The sequence below is a fragment of the Stakelama pacifica genome (assembly GCF_004361835.1).
Classification (GTDB): domain Bacteria; phylum Pseudomonadota; class Alphaproteobacteria; order Sphingomonadales; family Sphingomonadaceae; genus Sphingomonas; species Sphingomonas pacifica.
Genome location: NZ_SNWD01000003.1, coordinates 209,422 through 225,431 on the forward strand (window position 1 = coordinate 209,422; position 16,010 = coordinate 225,431).

Here is a 16,010-nt window from a genome sequence, read left to right on the forward strand (position 1 = left end):
TGCGATTGCCAATGCCGCCCTTTCCTGCTTCCGCTGTCATGAACGTCGAATGGGATGTCGCGCCCGGCCTGACCGACTATCGCGAAGCGGTAGCGGCGATGGAAGCGCGTGCCGCCGCCATCCGCGGGGGCGAAGCGGGCGAACGCGTCTGGCTGGTCGAACATGCGCCGCTCTATACCGCCGGCACCAGCGCCGACCCTGCCGAGCTGATCGATCCGCGCTTTCCCGTGCATGCCACCGGACGTGGCGGACGCTATACCTATCACGGGCCGGGGCAGCGGGTCGGCTATCTGATGCTCGACCTTGCCGCGCGCGGGCGCGATGTGCGCCATTTCGTCCATAGCCTGGAAAACTGGATCATCGCGACGCTCGGCGATTTCGGGATCGAGGCGCGCGCCGAACCGGGCCGGGTCGGCATCTGGACCGGCACCGGCGCGAATGAGGCGAAGATCGGCGCGATCGGCATCCGGGTGCGCCGCTGGGTCACGCTACACGGCTTCGCGGTCAATATCGCACCCGATTTGTCGCATTTTGGCGGAATCGTGCCGTGCGGCCTCGGCCAGTTTCCGGTCACCAGCATGGCGGCACTGGGGAAAGATGTCGGCATGGCGCAGTTCGACGCTGCGCTGCAAAACAATTTTCCGCTTTTTCTTCAGTTACTTGGTCAGGAACAGAAAAGTGCACTTGAGGGCGGATTGCTAAACGATTAATGTCCAGCCCGGTTTGGGTATTTAAACGGTTTAACAAAACCACCTGCCAACATTTTCTAAGGAGCTATAAATGCGTGCAATCATCTCCAAGGTCGTGACGGGTTCGATGATCGCCGGGGCGGCGCTGATGGTTTCGGCCTGTGGCGGTTCGGATGAAACCACTCCGGCAAACACCACCGTCACCGAAATGAACTCGACCGATCCGATGATGGACGGCACCATGAGCGACAATATGTCGATGGTCGACGGTACCATGGGCAATGACGCGATGCTCATGAACGACACCATGACCAACGAAATGACCGGCAACGAGATGTAATCTCGTCCGGCATTTCGGTGTCAGACAAGGGGCCGTCCGGGCAACCGGGCGGCCCTTTCGATTCCGCAACGATTCGATTTGCCGATTTTGCGTAAAAATCGCTTGGGCGCGGAATGGAAATTTTATAGTCGATAGGATATATTCCCGTCGGGGCAGAGGATGAAAATGCGCGTATTTCGTATCTTAGCGGTGGCTTTCGCCGCCATCACCAGCCTTTCGGCGGCACCCGCCTCAGCGCAGTTCTTTCTCAAACCCGCCGATCTTTCGGGTCCCCGCGTGACCGGCAATGAACCCGGTATATTGGGCCAGACGCTGACCGGCGCGACCCAGACCGAACTCGACGCTGCGCTGGTGTGGAATCTGCGCGCCGCGCTGAATGTCGCCGCCCTGCAATGCCGCTTCGCCCCGAGCCTGTTCACACGCGAATATTATAATTCGATGCTGGAAGATCATGCCGAAGAACTGGCCAAGGCATATAAGACACTGGGCGGCTATTTCGAACGAACGAGCGAGAATAAGAAACAGGGCGTTACTGCGTTCGACCAATATGGCACGCGGCTCTATTCGGGTTTTTCGACTGTCGGCGGTCAGCTGAGCTTTTGTCAGGTGGCGAGCGATATCGGCAAGGAAGTGCTGTTCTCGCCGCGCGGCTCGATCGACAGGATCGCGCATGAGCGGATGTACGAATTGCGCCGCAGCCTGCTGGCATGGGGAGATCAGGCCTATCGCGGCTATTTCGCGCTCGCTATTCCCCGGCTTCCCAATTTCAACGACGATTGCTGGGACGAGAGCGAATATCGCGCGAAACGGTGCGGCGATTTCTTCGCGAGCAACGACAGCAAATCAGGGTAAACCCAGCATTTTGTGCGTCTGCAGCGTGAGCCGCCAGCGCGGCCGCGCCATGGCGAACGCAATCGCCGCGCGCAGATTTTCCTCGCGCGCGGCGCTGTCCATCGGCTGGACGAGGAAATTGGCGAAGTCCCAATGTTCCAGCGAGTCGATATCGATATGGTCCTGCGGCCAGACGAGCTTCAATTCATCGCCGCGCCGCTGAACCACCTCGCTGCCCGCTTTCGGGCTGATACACACCCAGTCGATGCCGGGATGCGCGGCGATCGTGCCGTTGGATTCCATCGCGATGGCAAAGCCCTGATCGTGAAGCGCGTCGATCAGCGCATCGTCGATCTGCAGCATCGGCTCGCCGCCGGTCAGGACCACGAACCGCTCGCCCCGCGCCGCATCGCCCCAGGTGACGGCGGCCGCCCCGGCAAGCGCGGTCGCGTCCGCAAAGCGCCCGCCGCCCGGCCCGTCCATTCCGACAAAATCGGTGTCGCAGAACCGGCATATGGCGCTTGCCCGATCGGCCTCACGCCCGGTCCACAAATTGCACCCGGCGAAGCGAACGAACACCGCGCGCCGACCGGCATGCACGCCCTCGCCCTGAAGGGTGAGGAACATTTCCTTTACCGCATAGCTCATGGCGCGGTGGCGTAACGGGTCGGGTCTTCGATACCCGCCTCTTCAAAGCCTTTCGACCGCAGGCGGCAACTGTCGCACAGGCCGCAATGCAGCCCCTCGGGCGTCGGGTCATAGCAGGACCAGCTGAGTCCCATATCGATGCCCAGCCGGGAGCCTTCGCGCACGATATCGGCCTTGCTCATATGCTGAAGCGGGGCATGGATGCGGAACCGCTCGCCCTCGGCGCCCGCCTTGGTCGCGAGTTCGGCAAGCTGTTCGAACCCGACGATGAATTCTGGGCGGCAATCGGGATAGCCCGAATAATCGAGCGCATTGACCCCGATAAACAGGTCGCGCCCGCCCATCGCCTCTGCCCAGCCGAGCGCGAGGCTGAGGAAGATGGTATTGCGGGCAGGCACATAGGTGACCGGGATGGTGTCGCCGACGCCGTCCTTTGGCACGTCAATATCTGCGGTCAGCGCCGATCCGCCGAACGCGCGCAGGTCGAGCGGCAGAATGATGTGCCGCTCCGCCCCCAGATAATCGGCGATCCGGCGCGCTGCATCCAGCTCCACCTGATGGCGCTGATTATAATCCACCGACAGCGCGAGGAGCCTGTACCCCTCCGCTTTTGCCCGCGCGGCGACGGTCATGGAATCGAGGCCGCCCGAAAGCAGCGTTACGGCATAGCGCATCTGGTCAGTCATTCGGCACCGCTAAAAGCGATGGCCGCGAACCGCAATGGCGTTCGCGCGGGTGGAAAAAGATCATTTCGCGCTGCAAACACCGGTTTTGCGGGCATCGATCAGCATATTGAACGGCATGCCGTTCCACACGCCCTGCGTTTCGATTTCGACCCGGCGGGGCGTTTCCATACGCAGCGTGGTACGGCCATGCCCCTTGCCCGGACAGGTATAATGCACCGTGCCGCTGCGCGGCTGATTATCGATGACGAAGCGCGAACATTCATCGCTGGAATAGGCGACCTGTATCAACGCGACCTTATCGGGCAGGCAGACCGACCGGTCCAGACCGCCCGGCTTGTCCTTCTCGGTAAGCTGCCATTTGCCCGTTTCCAGCGCGTCGATCACGGCAATGCCGGATTTGGGAGCCGCAGCCCCTGCCAGCACCGGCAACAACGCGACGATCGACAGGCGCATCCAGAACCGGTTTTTCATCGCCTCACCTCCCGCATGAGAAATTCGCGCCGGGACGAACCGGCAGGGGCGGCCCGGCAAAACCGGACCGCTCATTCACGCTTTCAGACTTTCAAGCGCCACCGGAAAGGTTTTGGCGCAAAAGGCACAATCCACCCCGATCACACCGTTTTCCGCCATCGCCTCGCGTTCCGATTCGGGGAATTTGGCGAGGACCTGACCGATATATTCGGCGTCGCAGCGGCAGCCGCGGCTGAGCGACACAGCGCTGAGCGTGCGAACCTCTCGCTCCTCATTGTACAGCCGCCAGACCAGATTTTCGAGCGGGATGCCCGGATCGCCCAGCTCATCGACGCCCATCGTCGCTGCCAGCGTTTCGACATGCTGCCATTCGGGATGGTCGAGCCGGGTATGGATACGGTCGCGCCCCTCCTCTCCTTCAGGAAGATGCTGGAGGAACAGGCCCGATGCCACCATCGCCCCATCGTCGCGACGTCCCGCATTCAGGCGAACAAGGCTGGGGATCTGTTCGGATTGGAAGAAGTAATTTTCCGCCGCTTCCGAAAGCGTCGCGCCGTCGAGCGGCACGATGCCCTGATAGCGCTCGCCCGTTGTCGCCTGATCGAAAGTAATACCCAGAAATCCATTGCCGAACAGCGCAAACAGGCTGGGCTCGTCTGGCCCTTCGCCCAGTTTGTCGGCATCGAACTGGACATAGCCGCGCAGCTCGCCGCCCTTAAAGTCGCAGACCATCAGATCGACAATCCCGTTCTGCGTCTGCGCCTGCATGGTAAGCTGACCGCCCGCATCCTTCAGCGTCGAGCCGAGCAAGGCGGTGAGCGCCAGCGCTTCGCCGAGCAGCCGCTCGATCACCGGCGGATAGGCATGGGCGGCAAGGATTTCCTCGATCACGGGGCCGAGCCGGACCAGCCGCCCGCGTGCATTCTTATCGGGAATCGTGAAGCCGATCGCACGATCCAGATCGGGGGTGTTGGTATCGATATTCAAAACAAACCTCGTCATCCCCGCTTTGCAGCCGGGACCCATCGTCCAAAGGCAATGCGGGCATCCGGTTAATTACTGGACACCCGCGTTCAGAGATTAAATAGGATGGTTCGGCGGCGTTACAATGCACCGCACAAAAGGATCAGCCGATCTGGCCGAAACACCATCGCAGAATCGACTTCTGACCATGAAGCCGGTTTTCCGCTTCGGGCCAGATCAGCGATTGCGGGCCATCGATCACCGCCCCGACCACTTCCTCGCCGCGATGCGCGGGAAGGCAATGGAGGAACACCGCATCGGGCTTTGCGCGTGCCATCAGCGCTTCGGTGACCTGATAGGGCATCATGGCAGCAAGCTTTTGCTCTGCATGTTGCTGACCCATCGAAATCCACGTGTCGGTGACGATGACATCAGCGTCGGCGGCAACGGCTTTAGGGTCGCGATGAATCGCGATTTTTGCGTCGCTGCCCGATAGGCGCGCAGACGCTTCGTCGATCCAGCGGCGTTCGGGATCATAGCCTTCGGGGCAGCCGATATCGAGCGAGAAGCCGAACAGCCCCGCCGCTTCGATAATCGAGTGGAGCACATTGTTGCCGTCGCCCAGCCACGCCCATTTGCTGCCCGCCAGCGCTTTGCCCGCCTCGGTCACGGCGAGCAGGTCAGCGACGATCTGGCAGGGATGCGACGCGTCGGTCAGGCCGTTGATGACGGGGACGCTGGCATAATGCGCCATTTCCTCCGCCTTGGCATGATCGTCGGTACGGACCATGATCGCGTCGCAATAGCCCGACAGGACGCGTGCGGTATCGGCAACCGTCTCACCCCGGCCGAGCTGGGTCGATGCGCTGTCGAGCACCAGAGCGCTTCCGCCCAGCTGGCGCATCGCCATGTCGAAGCTGACGCGCGTACGGGTCGAGCTTTTTTCGAATACCATGGCGAGCGTGCGCCCGGCGAGCGGCGCGTCGTCATCCGGCGCGCCTTTGGGTTTGCCTGCGCGCGCGGTTTTGCGTGCGTGCGCATCGGTAAGAATGGCAGAAATACCGTCGGTGCCGGCGTCGGAAAGGTTCAGGAAATTGCGATATTCGGTCACGAGGTTTCTCTCCTCAAACCGCCCTGCGGGAACGGGCAGAAGGAGCGCTTAGCGCCCGCCCTTCCCGCACGAACGGCGTAATTCAGCGCTGTCAGTCGTCGGTCGGCGGCACATAAGCGCGGGCGCCCGCGCTCAGCTTCTCGACCGCTTCGTCGATATGGCTCTGTTCGATGATCAGCGGCGGAAGCAGGCGGACGGTATTGTCGCCCGCAGCGACCGTCAGCAGGCCGTGATTGTCGCGCAGATGCGCCACGAAATCGCGGCTGGGATGCTTCATTTTGATACCCAGCATCAGGCCGTGTCCGCGCACCAGTTCGAACAGATCGTCATGGTTCGGGATCATCTGTTCCAGCGCCGACCGCAGGCGATTGCCCATCGTTTCGACATGTTCGAAAAAGCCGTCCTCCAGCATCACATCGAGCACAGCCTCGCCCGCTGCCATGGCGAGCGGATTGCCGCCATAGGTCGAACCATGCGTGCCGAATACCATACCCTTGGCCGCTTCTTCAGTCGCAAGGCACGCGCCGAGCGGGAAGCCGCCGCCGATGCCCTTTGCCGCCGCCATGATGTCGGGCGTGATGCCGTACAGTTCGTGCGCGAAGAACTTACCGGTCCGGCCATAGCCCGCCTGCACTTCGTCGAGGACGAGCAACAGGCCGTGCTCGTCGCACGCCTTGCGCAGCCCTTTGAGGAACGCCTCATCCGCCGGGCGGATGCCGCCTTCCCCCTGAATCGGCTCGACAAGGAAACCAGCCGTATTGTCGTCGATCAGCGCAAGCGCGCCTTCCAGATCGTTGAAGTCGGCATATTTGAAGCCGGGGGCAAGCGGTTCGAAACCTTCGCGCATCTTGGGCTGGTTGGTCGCCGAAATCGCGCCGATGGTGCGACCGTGAAACGCGCTGCCAAAGGTGATGAGCGTGTGCCGCTGTGCATTGCCATTGGCGAAATGATAGCGGCGCGCAGTCTTGATCGCGCATTCGACCGCTTCGGCACCCGAATTGGTGAAGAAGACCGTGTCGGCGAAGGTGTTGTCGACCAGCCGCTGGGCAAGATGCTCGCCCTGCGGCGAACCGTACATGTTCGACACATGCATCAGCGTCGCGGTCTGTTCCTGAATCTTCTTCGTCAGGTGCGGATGGCCATGGCCGAGGCAGTTCACCGCGATTCCGGCGGCGAAATCAAGATAGCGCTCACCGCGCTCGCCGATCAGATAGCAGCCCTCCCCTCGCACCGGGCGCACGTCGCACCGCGGGTAAACGGGCATGAGCGCTGGGATCGACATGGCAGGACTCCTTGAACAGTCTGGCTTGGTAAAAACACCTTGGTGAAACGAAAACGGGCGGTCCGTCGGAACCGCCCGGATGCTGCTTTTACGTGGGAGCGTGGAGAAACGTCAACACACTCGCTCGCTCGCCTAATTCTTGATCTTCCACCCGCGTTTCAGCGCCGTGTAGCAGATCAGCCCCATGACGATGTCGAGGCCGAGGATCACAAGGCTTCCCCACCAGGGCGAATCGCTCACCCCCAGAAAGCCGTAGCGAAAGCCGGAGATGATATAGAAGAACGGGTTGAAGTGGCTGAACGTCTGAAACGCAGGGGCAAGCCGCTCGATCGAATAGAAGGTGCCCGACAGCAGCGTCAGCGGGGCAACGACGAAGTTCGTGACCGCCGCAGCATGATCGAACTTTTCCGCCCAGATCGATGTCAGAACGCCGATAAAGGCAAGGAATACCGCGCCGAGAAAGCCGAACCACAGGATCGCCCAGAGGTGGATCGGCGCGACATGCACGCCGGGCCACAGCGCCATCGCGAGCCAGACCGTCGCGCCGACGCAAAAAGCGCGGGTGACGGCGCCGCCGGTCAGCCCGGCGAGCAGCTCGGCGGTCGACAGCGGCGGCATCAGATAATCAACGATCGTGCCCTGCATCTTTCCGGCGAGCAGCGAGAAGCTGGCATTCTGGAACGCATTATTGAGCATTCCCATGATGATAAGGCCCGGCGCGATGAAATCGGCGAAATGCACGCCCATGATATCCGCACGCCCGCGCCCGCCCAGAGCGATCGTGAAAATCACCAGATAGAGCAAGGTCGTAACCGCAGGCGCCCATACGGTTTGCAACTGCACCTTGAAGAAACGCCGCACCTCCTTGATATAGAGGGTCTTCAACCCGCCCCAATTGACGTTTCGGAAAATCGGAACGCCGGGGCTGGCCAATCGGTTTTCGCCGGAAATGGGCTGGTCGGTCATGGCAGCATCGCGTAGTCGTTGCGCCGCCGCCCCGCAAGCCGGTGCGAAAAAGTTAGTGCTGGGGAATATTACGAATGAGCTGGACCGAAGAACGCATCGCCACGCTGAAAAAGATGTGGGAATCGGGCATGACGGCGAGCCAGATCGCCGAGGAACTTGGCGGGATCAGCCGCAATGCAGTGATCGGCAAGGCGCACCGCCTTGGGCTGCAATCGCGCCCCTCGCCCGTGAAGGGCGCCGAGGGCGATACGAAGAAAAAAGCAGCGCCCAGGGCAAAGGCAGCGCCCGCGCCGAGCGCAGCGGCTGCGCCGGCCCCTGCCCCGACTCCGCCGCCCGCGCCCAAACCGGCACCTGCCCCCGCCCCTGCCCCTGCCCCTGAAATGGAGGCAAGCGACGAGGATGAGGTGGAGGAAAAGGCGCCCCGTCCGATCGTTCGCTCGGTCGGCCCCGGCGGCTTCATTCGTCAGAACCCCGCCGATCAGGCGCCCCCCGCGACGCCCGCCCCGCCCCGCCGGCTCGTCCCCGCCAAACCGTCGGACGAGATTGCGGGCAAGACGAGCCTGCTCGACCTGAATGAGCGGATCTGCAAATGGCCGATCGGCCATCCGGGTGAACCCGATTTCCATTTCTGCGGCGAAAAGGTGAACCCGGGCTTCCCTTATTGCGTCGAACATTGCGGCCACGCTTATCAGGCACAGATGCCGCGCCGCGACCGCCGTCCGCCGCCGCCGCTGCCCTATGGCGGCCCGCGCGTCCGCTAAGACCGGCTGAAACAAAAAAGGCCGCCGCATCCGACAAGGAGCGGCGGCCTTTTTTTGGTCATGCAAGTGCGATCAGCCGGGGGTGAACAGCCCCTGCAGCCCGACCAGAATCGCGATGATCCCGAAAATGGCGAGAACCAGTCCGCCGCCGGTCGTGCCGCTACGTTCGATCGCATGATCGCTCGACCGCCCTTTCAGCCGGTCCCAGAGCAGCGCGACACCGACCAGAATGCCGACCACTTCATAATGGAAAAGGTGCGGGCCGCTGGTCAGATGGACGATCAGATAATAGCCGCCCGCGACCAGCGCGACCACGCCGATGATCCAGCCGAACGGGGCGAGTTTCGACGCGCCGCGCGACAGATCGTCACCCACCTTCGGGCTTTGCCGCAACAGCGCGACGGCAAGCAGAAACCCGCCAAGGATATTGGCGAGATCGAGCAGTAACGACATTGGCCTTCCCTTTCGAACATGATGCTTCGGCTGCGCAACGTCCGATATGCGCCGTTGTTCACCGCTTGCGCCGGGAAGGCGCGGCCCTCTATACTCGCTGTCATGTCCGAAGACCTGTTCGACGCCGGTTCGCCCGCCCCCAAAGATGATTATGACGCCTCTTCGATCGAGGTGCTTGAGGGGCTGGAACCCGTCCGGCGGCGGCCGGGCATGTATATCGGCGGCACCGACGAGCGCGCGCTGCATCACCTCGCTGCCGAGGTTATCGACAATGCGATGGACGAAGCCGTCGCGGGCCATGCGAACCGGATCGAGGTGACGCTGGAGCCGGGAAACCGCCTGACCGTCACTGATAACGGACGCGGTATCCCGATCGACCCTCACCCCAAATTTCCCGACAAATCAGCGCTGGAGGTCATTCTTTCCACGCTGCATTCGGGCGGCAAGTTTCAGGGAAAGGCCTATGCGACGTCGGGCGGGCTGCACGGCGTCGGGGTGAGCGTCGTCAATGCGCTGTCCTCCGATACGGTGGTCGAGGTCGCGCGCGACCGCAAATTATACCGCCAGCATTTTTCGCGTGGGACTACGCTCGGCCCGCTTGAACATGCGGGCGCCGCCCCCAACCGGCGCGGCACGATGGTGCGTTTTACCCCCGATACAGAGATTTTCGGGCCGGAAATGCAGTTCAAACCCGCGCGGCTGTACAAGCTGGCCCGGTCCAAGGCCTATCTGTTCGCTGGCGTTGAAATCCGCTGGAAATGCGCGCCTGAACTGATTTCGGACGACACCCCGGCAGAGGCGGTGTTCCAGTTTCCGGGCGGGCTTGCCGACCATCTGAAGGAACAGGTGGGGCCGCGCGAATGCGCGACGGCGGATTTCTTCACCGGGCAGCAGGATTTCCCCGATGCGCAGGGCAAGGTCGAATGGGCCGTCGCCTGGCCGCTCTGGAGCGAGGGCAGCTATAGCTGGTATTGCAACACCATCCCGACGCCCGATGGCGGAACGCACGAACAGGGGCTGCGCGCCGCGCTCGTCAAGGGGTTGCGCGCGTTCGGCGACCTGACGGGGCAGAAAAAGGCGAAGGACCTTACTGCCGACGATGTCATGACCGGCAGCGAGCTGATGCTGTCGGTCTTCATTCGCGATCCGCAATTTCAGAGCCAGACCAAGGACCGGCTGACCAGCCCGGAGGCCGCCGGTCTGGTCGAGCGTGCGGTCCGCGATCATTTCGACCATTTCCTGTCGCTCAACATGGAGCGGGGCAAGGCGCTGCTCGGCTATGTGCTCGAACGCATGGACGAAAGGCTTCGCCGCAAGCAGGAGCGCGAGGTCAAGCGCAAGACCGCGACGAGCAGCCGCAAGCTGCGCCTGCCCGGCAAGCTGACCGATTGTTCGGCCGATGCGTCCGAAGGCACCGAGCTTTTCATCGTTGAGGGCGACAGCGCAGGCGGCAGCGCCAAACAGGCGCGCGACCGCAAGACTCAGGCGATTCTGCCGATCCGGGGCAAGATCCTGAACGTCGCATCGGCGACTTCGGCAAAGATTCTCGCCAATCAGGAGATTGCCGATCTGATTCAGGCGATGGGATGCGGCACGCGCAAGGAATGCCGCCCGGGCGATCTGCGCTATGACCGGATCATCATCATGACCGATGCCGATGTCGACGGCGCGCATATCGCCACGCTGCTGATGACGTTCTTCTTTCAGGAAATGCCTGAAGTGGTGCGGCGCGGGCATCTCTATCTCGCTCAGCCGCCGCTCTATCGCCTGACCTCGGGCACCAAGAGCCTCTATGCCCGCGACGATGCACATCGCGCCGAGCTGGAGGCGAAGGAGTTCAAGGGCAAGAAGGTCGAAGTGGCGCGGTTCAAAGGGCTTGGCGAGATGAATCCGGGCCAGCTTCGCGAAACGACGATGGATCCGAAAAGCCGCAGCCTGACCCGGATCACCTTGCCGCAGGAATATGAGGAGCGCGCCGGGGTGAAAGATCTGGTCGACCGGCTGATGGGTAACAACCCGGCGCATCGCTTTGCATTCATTCAGGAAAATGCCGGACGGCTCGACGAGGACGTCATCGATGCCTGAGCGCTACGCTATTCACTGAGCGATTTCTGCTGAAACCGCGCGCGGCTCCACGCACCGGCGAGCATCAGAACCGCGCCCAGCGCAATGACGGCGATCGCCAGCCATGGCGGCACGACGCCGTCGCGCGCGATGATCGCCAGCGCCCCGCCGATGATCGTGACGATCAGGCTGGCGATACGGAACGACCGCCCGGCGCGCAGGAATTCGCGGTGCCGGGCAGCGCGGCGGCGTTCATCTTCGGGGTCGGTCTGAGCCATCCGGCGAGTGTAGCGGTCTCGCCCGCGCGGTCCAAATGCGAATTGTTTGCGCACGCGCCGACCGGCCGCCGGGACGATTGACTTGAAGGACCCGGCTTCCTATATCCGGCTTCCCCACCGATCGGGAAAGCAGGCGCCGTCGCGCAGCGCAATGCAAGGGATAGATCGGGCCGGGTATAAGAGACGCTGAAAAGCTGCGGTTTCCATCATGGGAGACTTGCGGCCTTTTCGCGTTTCATGGCGTGCCTGCCCCCGGAGGGTTTTCCGGGCGAGACGTTCGACGCACACGACAAAAGGCTGACAAGCAACATGGCGACCAAGGCAATCGAGGGCGGTACGGTAAAGCGCCGTATCCGCAAGGTATTCGGCGACATCCACGAAGTGGTGCAGATGCCGAACCTGATCGAGGTTCAGCGCGAATCCTACGAACAGTTCCTGCGCTCCGATCCGTCGATCGATTATGTGTCGGGCCTCGAAAAGACGCTGCGCAGCGTGTTCCCGATCCGCGATTTCGCGGGTACGGCGGAGCTGGACTTCGTCAACTACGAGCTGGAAAATCCCAAGTTCGATACCGAGGAATGCCGTCAGCGCGGGATCACCTATGCAGCGCCGATGCGCGTCACGCTGCGCCTGATCGTGTTCGAGGTCGATCCCGATACCGAAGCCAAGTCGGTGCTCGATATCAAGGAGCAGGACGTGTACATGGGCGACATGCCCCTGATGACGTCGAACGGCACGTTCATCATCAACGGCACCGAGCGCGTCATCGTCAGCCAGATGCACCGTTCGCCGGGCGTCCTTTTCGACCATGATCGCGGCAAGACGCACGCGTCGGGCAAATATCTCTTCGCCGCGCGCGTCATTCCGTATCGCGGTTCGTGGCTCGATTTCGAGTTCGATGCCAAGGACATCGTCAATGTCCGTATCGACCGGAAGCGCAAGCTCCCGGTTACCAGCCTGCTTTATGCGCTGGGTCTGAATTCGGAAGAAATCCTCAACCATTTCTACAACCGTATCAGCTGGGTTCGCGGCGAAGGCGGCTGGCAGATCCCGTTCGCGGTCGAAAACTGGCGCGGTCAGAAGCCGGCATTCGACATTGTCGATGCCAATTCGGGCGAAGTCGTGTTCCCGGCGGGTCAGAAGATTTCGCCGCGTGCCGCCAACAAGGCCAAGAAGGACGGCCTTGAAGCGCTGCTGATCCCGACGGAAGAAATTTATGGCCGCTATTCGGCCTATGACCTGATCAACGAAGCGACCGGCGAGATTTATATCGAAGCCGGTGACGAAGTGTCGCCCGAAAATCTGGAAAAGATCGACCAGTCGGGGCTCGATCGCATCGACCTGCTCGACATTGACCATGTCGCGACCGGCCCGTGGATCCGCAACACGCTGAAGGCCGACAAGGCCGAAGAGCGTCAGCAGGCGCTTTCCGACATTTATCGCGTGATGCGCCCCGGCGAACCGCCGACCCTCGAAACCGCCGAAGCGCTGTTTGCCGGTCTGTTCTTCGATCCGGAACGCTATGACCTGTCGGCGGTCGGCCGTGTGAAGCTGAACATGCGCCTCGACCTCGACGCCGAGGATACGGTCACGACGCTGCGCACCGAAGACATCCTTGCAGTCGTCAAGACGCTGGTCGATCTGAAGGACGGCAAGGGCGAAGTCGACGATATCGACAATCTCGGCAACCGCCGCGTGCGTTCGGTGGGCGAGTTGCTGGAAAACCAGTATCGCGTCGGCCTGCTGCGCATGGAGCGTGCCGTGAAGGAGCGCATGTCCAGCGTCGATGTGTCTACCGTGATGCCGAACGACCTGATCAACGCGAAGCCCGCCGTTGCTGCGGTTCGCGAATTCTTCGGCTCGTCGCAGCTGTCGCAGTTCATGGACCAGACCAACCCGCTGTCGGAAGTCACGCATAAGCGCCGCGTTTCGGCACTTGGGCCGGGCGGTCTGACGCGTGAGCGTGCAGGCTTCGAAGTCCGCGACGTTCATCCGACGCACTATGGCCGCATCTGCCCGATTGAGACGCCCGAAGGCCCGAACATCGGTCTGATCAACAGCCTCGCGACGTTCAGCCGCGTCAACAAATACGGCTTTATCGAAACGCCGTATCGCAAGGTGATCGACGGCAAGGTGACCGACGAGGTCGTCTATCTGTCGGCGATGGAAGAGCAGAAGCACACGATCGCACAGGCGAATGCCGAGCTGGCCGAGGACGGCAGCTTTGTCGAGGAAATCATCTCCTCGCGTCAGGCCGGCGAATTCCTGATGGCGATGCGCGATACCATCACGCTGATGGACGTCAGCCCGAAACAGCTGGTGTCGGTCGCTGCCTCGCTCATCCCCTTCCTCGAAAACGATGACGCCAACCGCGCGCTCATGGGTTCGAACATGCAACGTCAGGCGGTGCCGCTGGTCCGTGCCGAGGCGCCGTTCGTCGGCACCGGCATGGAATCAACGGTTGCCCGCGATTCGGGCGCTGCCATCGCTGCCAAGCGCGCAGGCGTAGTCGATCAGGTCGATGCGGCCCGTATCGTTATCCGCGCCACCGGCGAGGTGGATGCGAATGAAAGCGGCGTCGATATCTATACGCTGATGAAGTTCGAGCGGTCGAACCAGTCGACCTGCATCACGCAGCGTCCGCTGGTGAAGGTCGGCGATATCGTCAATGTCGGCGATGTGATCGCGGACGGTCCCTCGACCGAGTTCGGCGAGCTGGCGCTGGGCCGCAACGCGCTCGTCGCGTTCATGCCCTGGAACGGCTACAACTACGAAGACTCGATCCTGATCAGCGAACGCATCGTGAAGGACGACGTCTTTACCTCGATCCATATCGATGAATTCGAGGTGATGGCCCGCGATACGAAGCTGGGTCCGGAAGACATCACCCGCGACATTCCCAATGTCGGCGAGGAAGCGCTGCGCAACCTCGACGAAGCGGGCATCGTCTATGTCGGAGCCGAGGTCGAACCGGGTGACATTCTGGTCGGCAAGATCACGCCGAAGGGCGAAAGCCCGATGACGCCGGAAGAAAAGCTGCTCCGCGCGATCTTCGGCGAAAAGGCAAGCGATGTGCGCGACACCTCGCTGCGCCTGCCGCCGGGCGTTGCCGGTACGATCGTCGATGTGCGCGTGTTCAACCGCCACGGCATCGACAAGGACGAGCGTGCACTGGCGATCGAGCGTGAGGAAATCGAGCGCCTGCGCAAGGACTCGGATGACGAACGTGCGATCCTCAACCGTGCGACCTGGTCGCGCCTTCGCGAAATGCTGCTGGGTCAGACTGCCACGGCGGCACCCAAGGGCGTCAAGAAGGGCGTCGAGATCGACCATGACGTGCTGGAGAGCGTGGACAACCACGAATGGTGGAAGTTCGCGGTTGCCGACGACAATGTTCAGGCGAATCTCGAAGCCATTAAGGGCCAGTATGACGAAGCGGTGAAGAAGATCCGCGACAAGTTCGAGGATCGCCGCGAGAAGCTGGAACGTGGTGACGAGCTGCCCCCGGGCGTGCTGAAGATGGTCAAGGTGTTCGTCGCGGTGAAGCGCAAGCTGCAGCCGGGCGACAAGATGGCCGGCCGTCACGGAAACAAGGGCGTCATCTCGCGGATTCTGCCGCAGGAAGACATGCCGTTCCTTGAGGACGGTACTCCGGTCGATCTGGTGCTCAACCCGCTCGGCGTGCCAAGCCGTATGAATGTCGGTCAGATCTTCGAGACGCATCTCGGCTGGGCTGCCCGCAATCTGGGCATGCAGGTCGCGCGGCAGCTGGAAGACTGGCGTGAGGCCAATCCCGATGCCAAGCCGGGCGAAATGCCCGATGCGGTCCGGGACCGGCTGAAGGAGATATATGGCGAGCATTACGCCGCCGATATTGACGCTCGCGAACCTGAACAGGTGGCCGAGCTGGTCCACAATATCCGGACCGGCGTTCCGATGGGCACTCCGGTGTTCGACGGCGCGCGCGAAAGCGACGTGACCGCGATGCTGGAGCTGGCGGGCCTCGATTCTTCGGGTCAGTCGACGCTGTTCGACGGGCGTACGGGCGATGCGTTCGACCGCAAGGTTACGGTGGGCATCATCTATATGCTGAAGCTGCACCACCTTGTTGACGACAAGATCCACGCGCGTTCGATCGGGCCGTACAGCCTCGTCACCCAGCAGCCGCTGGGCGGTAAGGCGCAGTTCGGCGGTCAGCGCTTCGGGGAAATGGAGGTCTGGGCGCTTCAGGCGTACGGTGCCGCCTACACCCTGCAGGAAATGCTGACGGTGAAGTCGGATGACGTGGTCGGCCGTACCAAGGTCTATGAGGCGATCGTCAAGGGCGACGACACGTTCGAGGCCGGTATCCCCGAAAGCTTCAACGTGCTGGTCAAGGAAATGCGCTCGCTCGGCCTGAACGTCGAACTGAAGTCCATCGACGAACAGGACGACGGCATGGCCGAGGCGGCGGAATAAGGAACCGGG

At 62.1% G+C, this 16,010-nt stretch carries 15 protein-coding genes; 6 read left to right on the forward strand and 9 right to left on the reverse strand.

The window, feature by feature from the left end; translation table 11 throughout:
* Positions 1-11 precede the first annotated feature (11 nt).
* The 3 genes from lipB (at position 12) to EV664_RS06825 (ending at position 1,881) form a co-directional block, all read left to right on the forward strand.
* Positions 12-710: a lipoyl(octanoyl) transferase LipB gene (lipB, locus tag EV664_RS06815; protein ID WP_425326418.1), complete on the forward strand. Its 699-nt coding sequence runs from the start codon at positions 12-14 to the stop codon at positions 708-710.
* Positions 711-780: 70 nt separating this feature from the next.
* A complete protein-coding gene (locus EV664_RS06820; RefSeq protein WP_133494936.1) occupies positions 781-1,029 on the forward strand; it encodes a hypothetical protein in 249 nt (82 codons plus the stop codon).
* Positions 1,030-1,194: 165 nt separating this feature from the next.
* The gene (locus EV664_RS06825) at positions 1,195-1,881 is read left to right on the forward strand and encodes a hypothetical protein (RefSeq protein WP_133494937.1); all 687 of its coding nucleotides are present in this window, start codon (positions 1,195-1,197) and stop codon (positions 1,879-1,881) included.
* Here the strand turns inward: EV664_RS06825 and queE are convergent.
* The 7 genes from queE to EV664_RS06860 form a co-directional block, all read right to left on the reverse strand.
* Positions 1,873-2,508: a 7-carboxy-7-deazaguanine synthase gene (queE, locus tag EV664_RS06830; protein ID WP_133494938.1), complete on the reverse strand. Its 636-nt coding sequence runs from the start codon at positions 2,506-2,508 to the stop codon at positions 1,873-1,875. The two genes, EV664_RS06825 and queE, sit on opposite strands and share 9 nt — an antisense overlap.
* The gene (gene queC, locus EV664_RS06835; RefSeq protein WP_133494939.1) at positions 2,505-3,194 is read right to left on the reverse strand and encodes a 7-cyano-7-deazaguanine synthase QueC; all 690 of its coding nucleotides are present in this window, start codon (positions 3,192-3,194) and stop codon (positions 2,505-2,507) included. The genes queE and queC overlap by 4 nt, the downstream gene beginning before the upstream one ends.
* Before the next feature lie 60 nt (positions 3,195-3,254).
* A complete protein-coding gene (locus tag EV664_RS06840) occupies positions 3,255-3,665 on the reverse strand; it encodes a hypothetical protein (protein ID WP_229668146.1) in 411 nt (136 codons plus the stop codon).
* Between the two features lie 75 nt (positions 3,666-3,740).
* Positions 3,741-4,646, reverse strand: a complete 906-nt coding sequence (gene hslO / locus EV664_RS06845) for an Hsp33 family molecular chaperone HslO (protein ID WP_133495072.1) — start codon at positions 4,644-4,646, stop codon at positions 3,741-3,743.
* A 145-nt stretch (positions 4,647-4,791) separates the two neighbouring features.
* Positions 4,792-5,739 carry an ornithine carbamoyltransferase gene (gene argF, locus EV664_RS06850; RefSeq protein WP_133494940.1) on the reverse strand — a complete coding sequence of 316 codons (948 nt, stop codon included), beginning with the start codon at positions 5,737-5,739 and terminating at the stop codon, positions 4,792-4,794.
* 91 nt (positions 5,740-5,830) lie between these two features.
* Positions 5,831-7,021 (reverse strand): aspartate aminotransferase family protein, encoded by a 1,191-nt coding sequence (locus EV664_RS06855; RefSeq protein WP_133494941.1) that lies wholly within the window; start codon positions 7,019-7,021, stop codon positions 5,831-5,833.
* A gap of 132 nt (positions 7,022-7,153) precedes the next feature.
* Positions 7,154-7,987 carry an ABC transporter permease gene (locus tag EV664_RS06860; RefSeq protein WP_133494942.1) on the reverse strand — a complete coding sequence of 278 codons (834 nt, stop codon included), beginning with the start codon at positions 7,985-7,987 and terminating at the stop codon, positions 7,154-7,156.
* 74 nt (positions 7,988-8,061) lie between these two features.
* On the opposite strand from EV664_RS06860, the gene EV664_RS06865 reads away from it, so the two are divergent.
* Entirely contained in the window at positions 8,062-8,748 is a 687-nt protein-coding gene (locus tag EV664_RS06865; protein WP_133494943.1) for a GcrA family cell cycle regulator, read from the forward strand.
* A gap of 72 nt (positions 8,749-8,820) precedes the next feature.
* Here EV664_RS06865 and EV664_RS06870 read toward each other — a convergent pair whose 3' ends face one another.
* Positions 8,821-9,201: a hypothetical protein gene (locus EV664_RS06870; RefSeq protein ID WP_133494944.1), complete on the reverse strand. Its 381-nt coding sequence runs from the start codon at positions 9,199-9,201 to the stop codon at positions 8,821-8,823.
* A gap of 102 nt (positions 9,202-9,303) precedes the next feature.
* Here EV664_RS06870 and parE point away from each other — a divergent pair, with 102 nt between their 5' ends.
* Positions 9,304-11,286, forward strand: a complete 1,983-nt coding sequence (gene parE / locus EV664_RS06875) for a DNA topoisomerase IV subunit B (protein WP_133494945.1) — start codon at positions 9,304-9,306, stop codon at positions 11,284-11,286.
* 8 nt (positions 11,287-11,294) lie between these two features.
* Here parE and EV664_RS06880 read toward each other — a convergent pair whose 3' ends face one another.
* Entirely contained in the window at positions 11,295-11,543 is a 249-nt protein-coding gene (locus EV664_RS06880) for a hypothetical protein (protein ID WP_133494946.1), read from the reverse strand.
* Between the two features lie 309 nt (positions 11,544-11,852).
* On the opposite strand from EV664_RS06880, the gene rpoB reads away from it, so the two are divergent.
* Positions 11,853-16,001, forward strand: a complete 4,149-nt coding sequence (gene rpoB / locus EV664_RS06885) for a DNA-directed RNA polymerase subunit beta (protein ID WP_133494947.1) — start codon at positions 11,853-11,855, stop codon at positions 15,999-16,001.
* Positions 16,002-16,010: the final 9 nt, after the last annotated feature.

What these genes read in the sequence shown, in the direction of transcription:
- EV664_RS06820 (WP_133494936.1), top strand. Translation starts at nt 781, where the DNA reads ATGCGTGCAATCATCTCCAAGGTCGTGACGGGTTCGATGATCGCCGGG.
- lipB (WP_425326418.1), top strand. Translation starts at nt 12, where the DNA reads ATGCCGCCCTTTCCTGCTTCCGCTGTCATGAACGTCGAATGGGATGTC.
- EV664_RS06865 (WP_133494943.1), top strand. Translation starts at nt 8,062, where the DNA reads ATGAGCTGGACCGAAGAACGCATCGCCACGCTGAAAAAGATGTGGGAA.
- EV664_RS06860 (WP_133494942.1), bottom strand. Translation starts at nt 7,987, where the DNA reads ATGACCGACCAGCCCATTTCCGGCGAAAACCGATTGGCCAGCCCCGGC.
- parE (WP_133494945.1), top strand. Translation starts at nt 9,304, where the DNA reads ATGTCCGAAGACCTGTTCGACGCCGGTTCGCCCGCCCCCAAAGATGAT.
- EV664_RS06825 (WP_133494937.1), top strand. Translation starts at nt 1,195, where the DNA reads ATGCGCGTATTTCGTATCTTAGCGGTGGCTTTCGCCGCCATCACCAGC.
- EV664_RS06880 (WP_133494946.1), bottom strand. Translation starts at nt 11,543, where the DNA reads ATGGCTCAGACCGACCCCGAAGATGAACGCCGCCGCGCTGCCCGGCAC.
- rpoB (WP_133494947.1), top strand. Translation starts at nt 11,853, where the DNA reads ATGGCGACCAAGGCAATCGAGGGCGGTACGGTAAAGCGCCGTATCCGC.
- queE (WP_133494938.1), bottom strand. Translation starts at nt 2,508, where the DNA reads ATGAGCTATGCGGTAAAGGAAATGTTCCTCACCCTTCAGGGCGAGGGC.
- queC (WP_133494939.1), bottom strand. Translation starts at nt 3,194, where the DNA reads ATGACTGACCAGATGCGCTATGCCGTAACGCTGCTTTCGGGCGGCCTC.
- EV664_RS06870 (WP_133494944.1), bottom strand. Translation starts at nt 9,201, where the DNA reads ATGTCGTTACTGCTCGATCTCGCCAATATCCTTGGCGGGTTTCTGCTT.
- EV664_RS06855 (WP_133494941.1), bottom strand. Translation starts at nt 7,021, where the DNA reads ATGTCGATCCCAGCGCTCATGCCCGTTTACCCGCGGTGCGACGTGCGC.
- EV664_RS06840 (WP_229668146.1), bottom strand. Translation starts at nt 3,665, where the DNA reads ATGAAAAACCGGTTCTGGATGCGCCTGTCGATCGTCGCGTTGTTGCCG.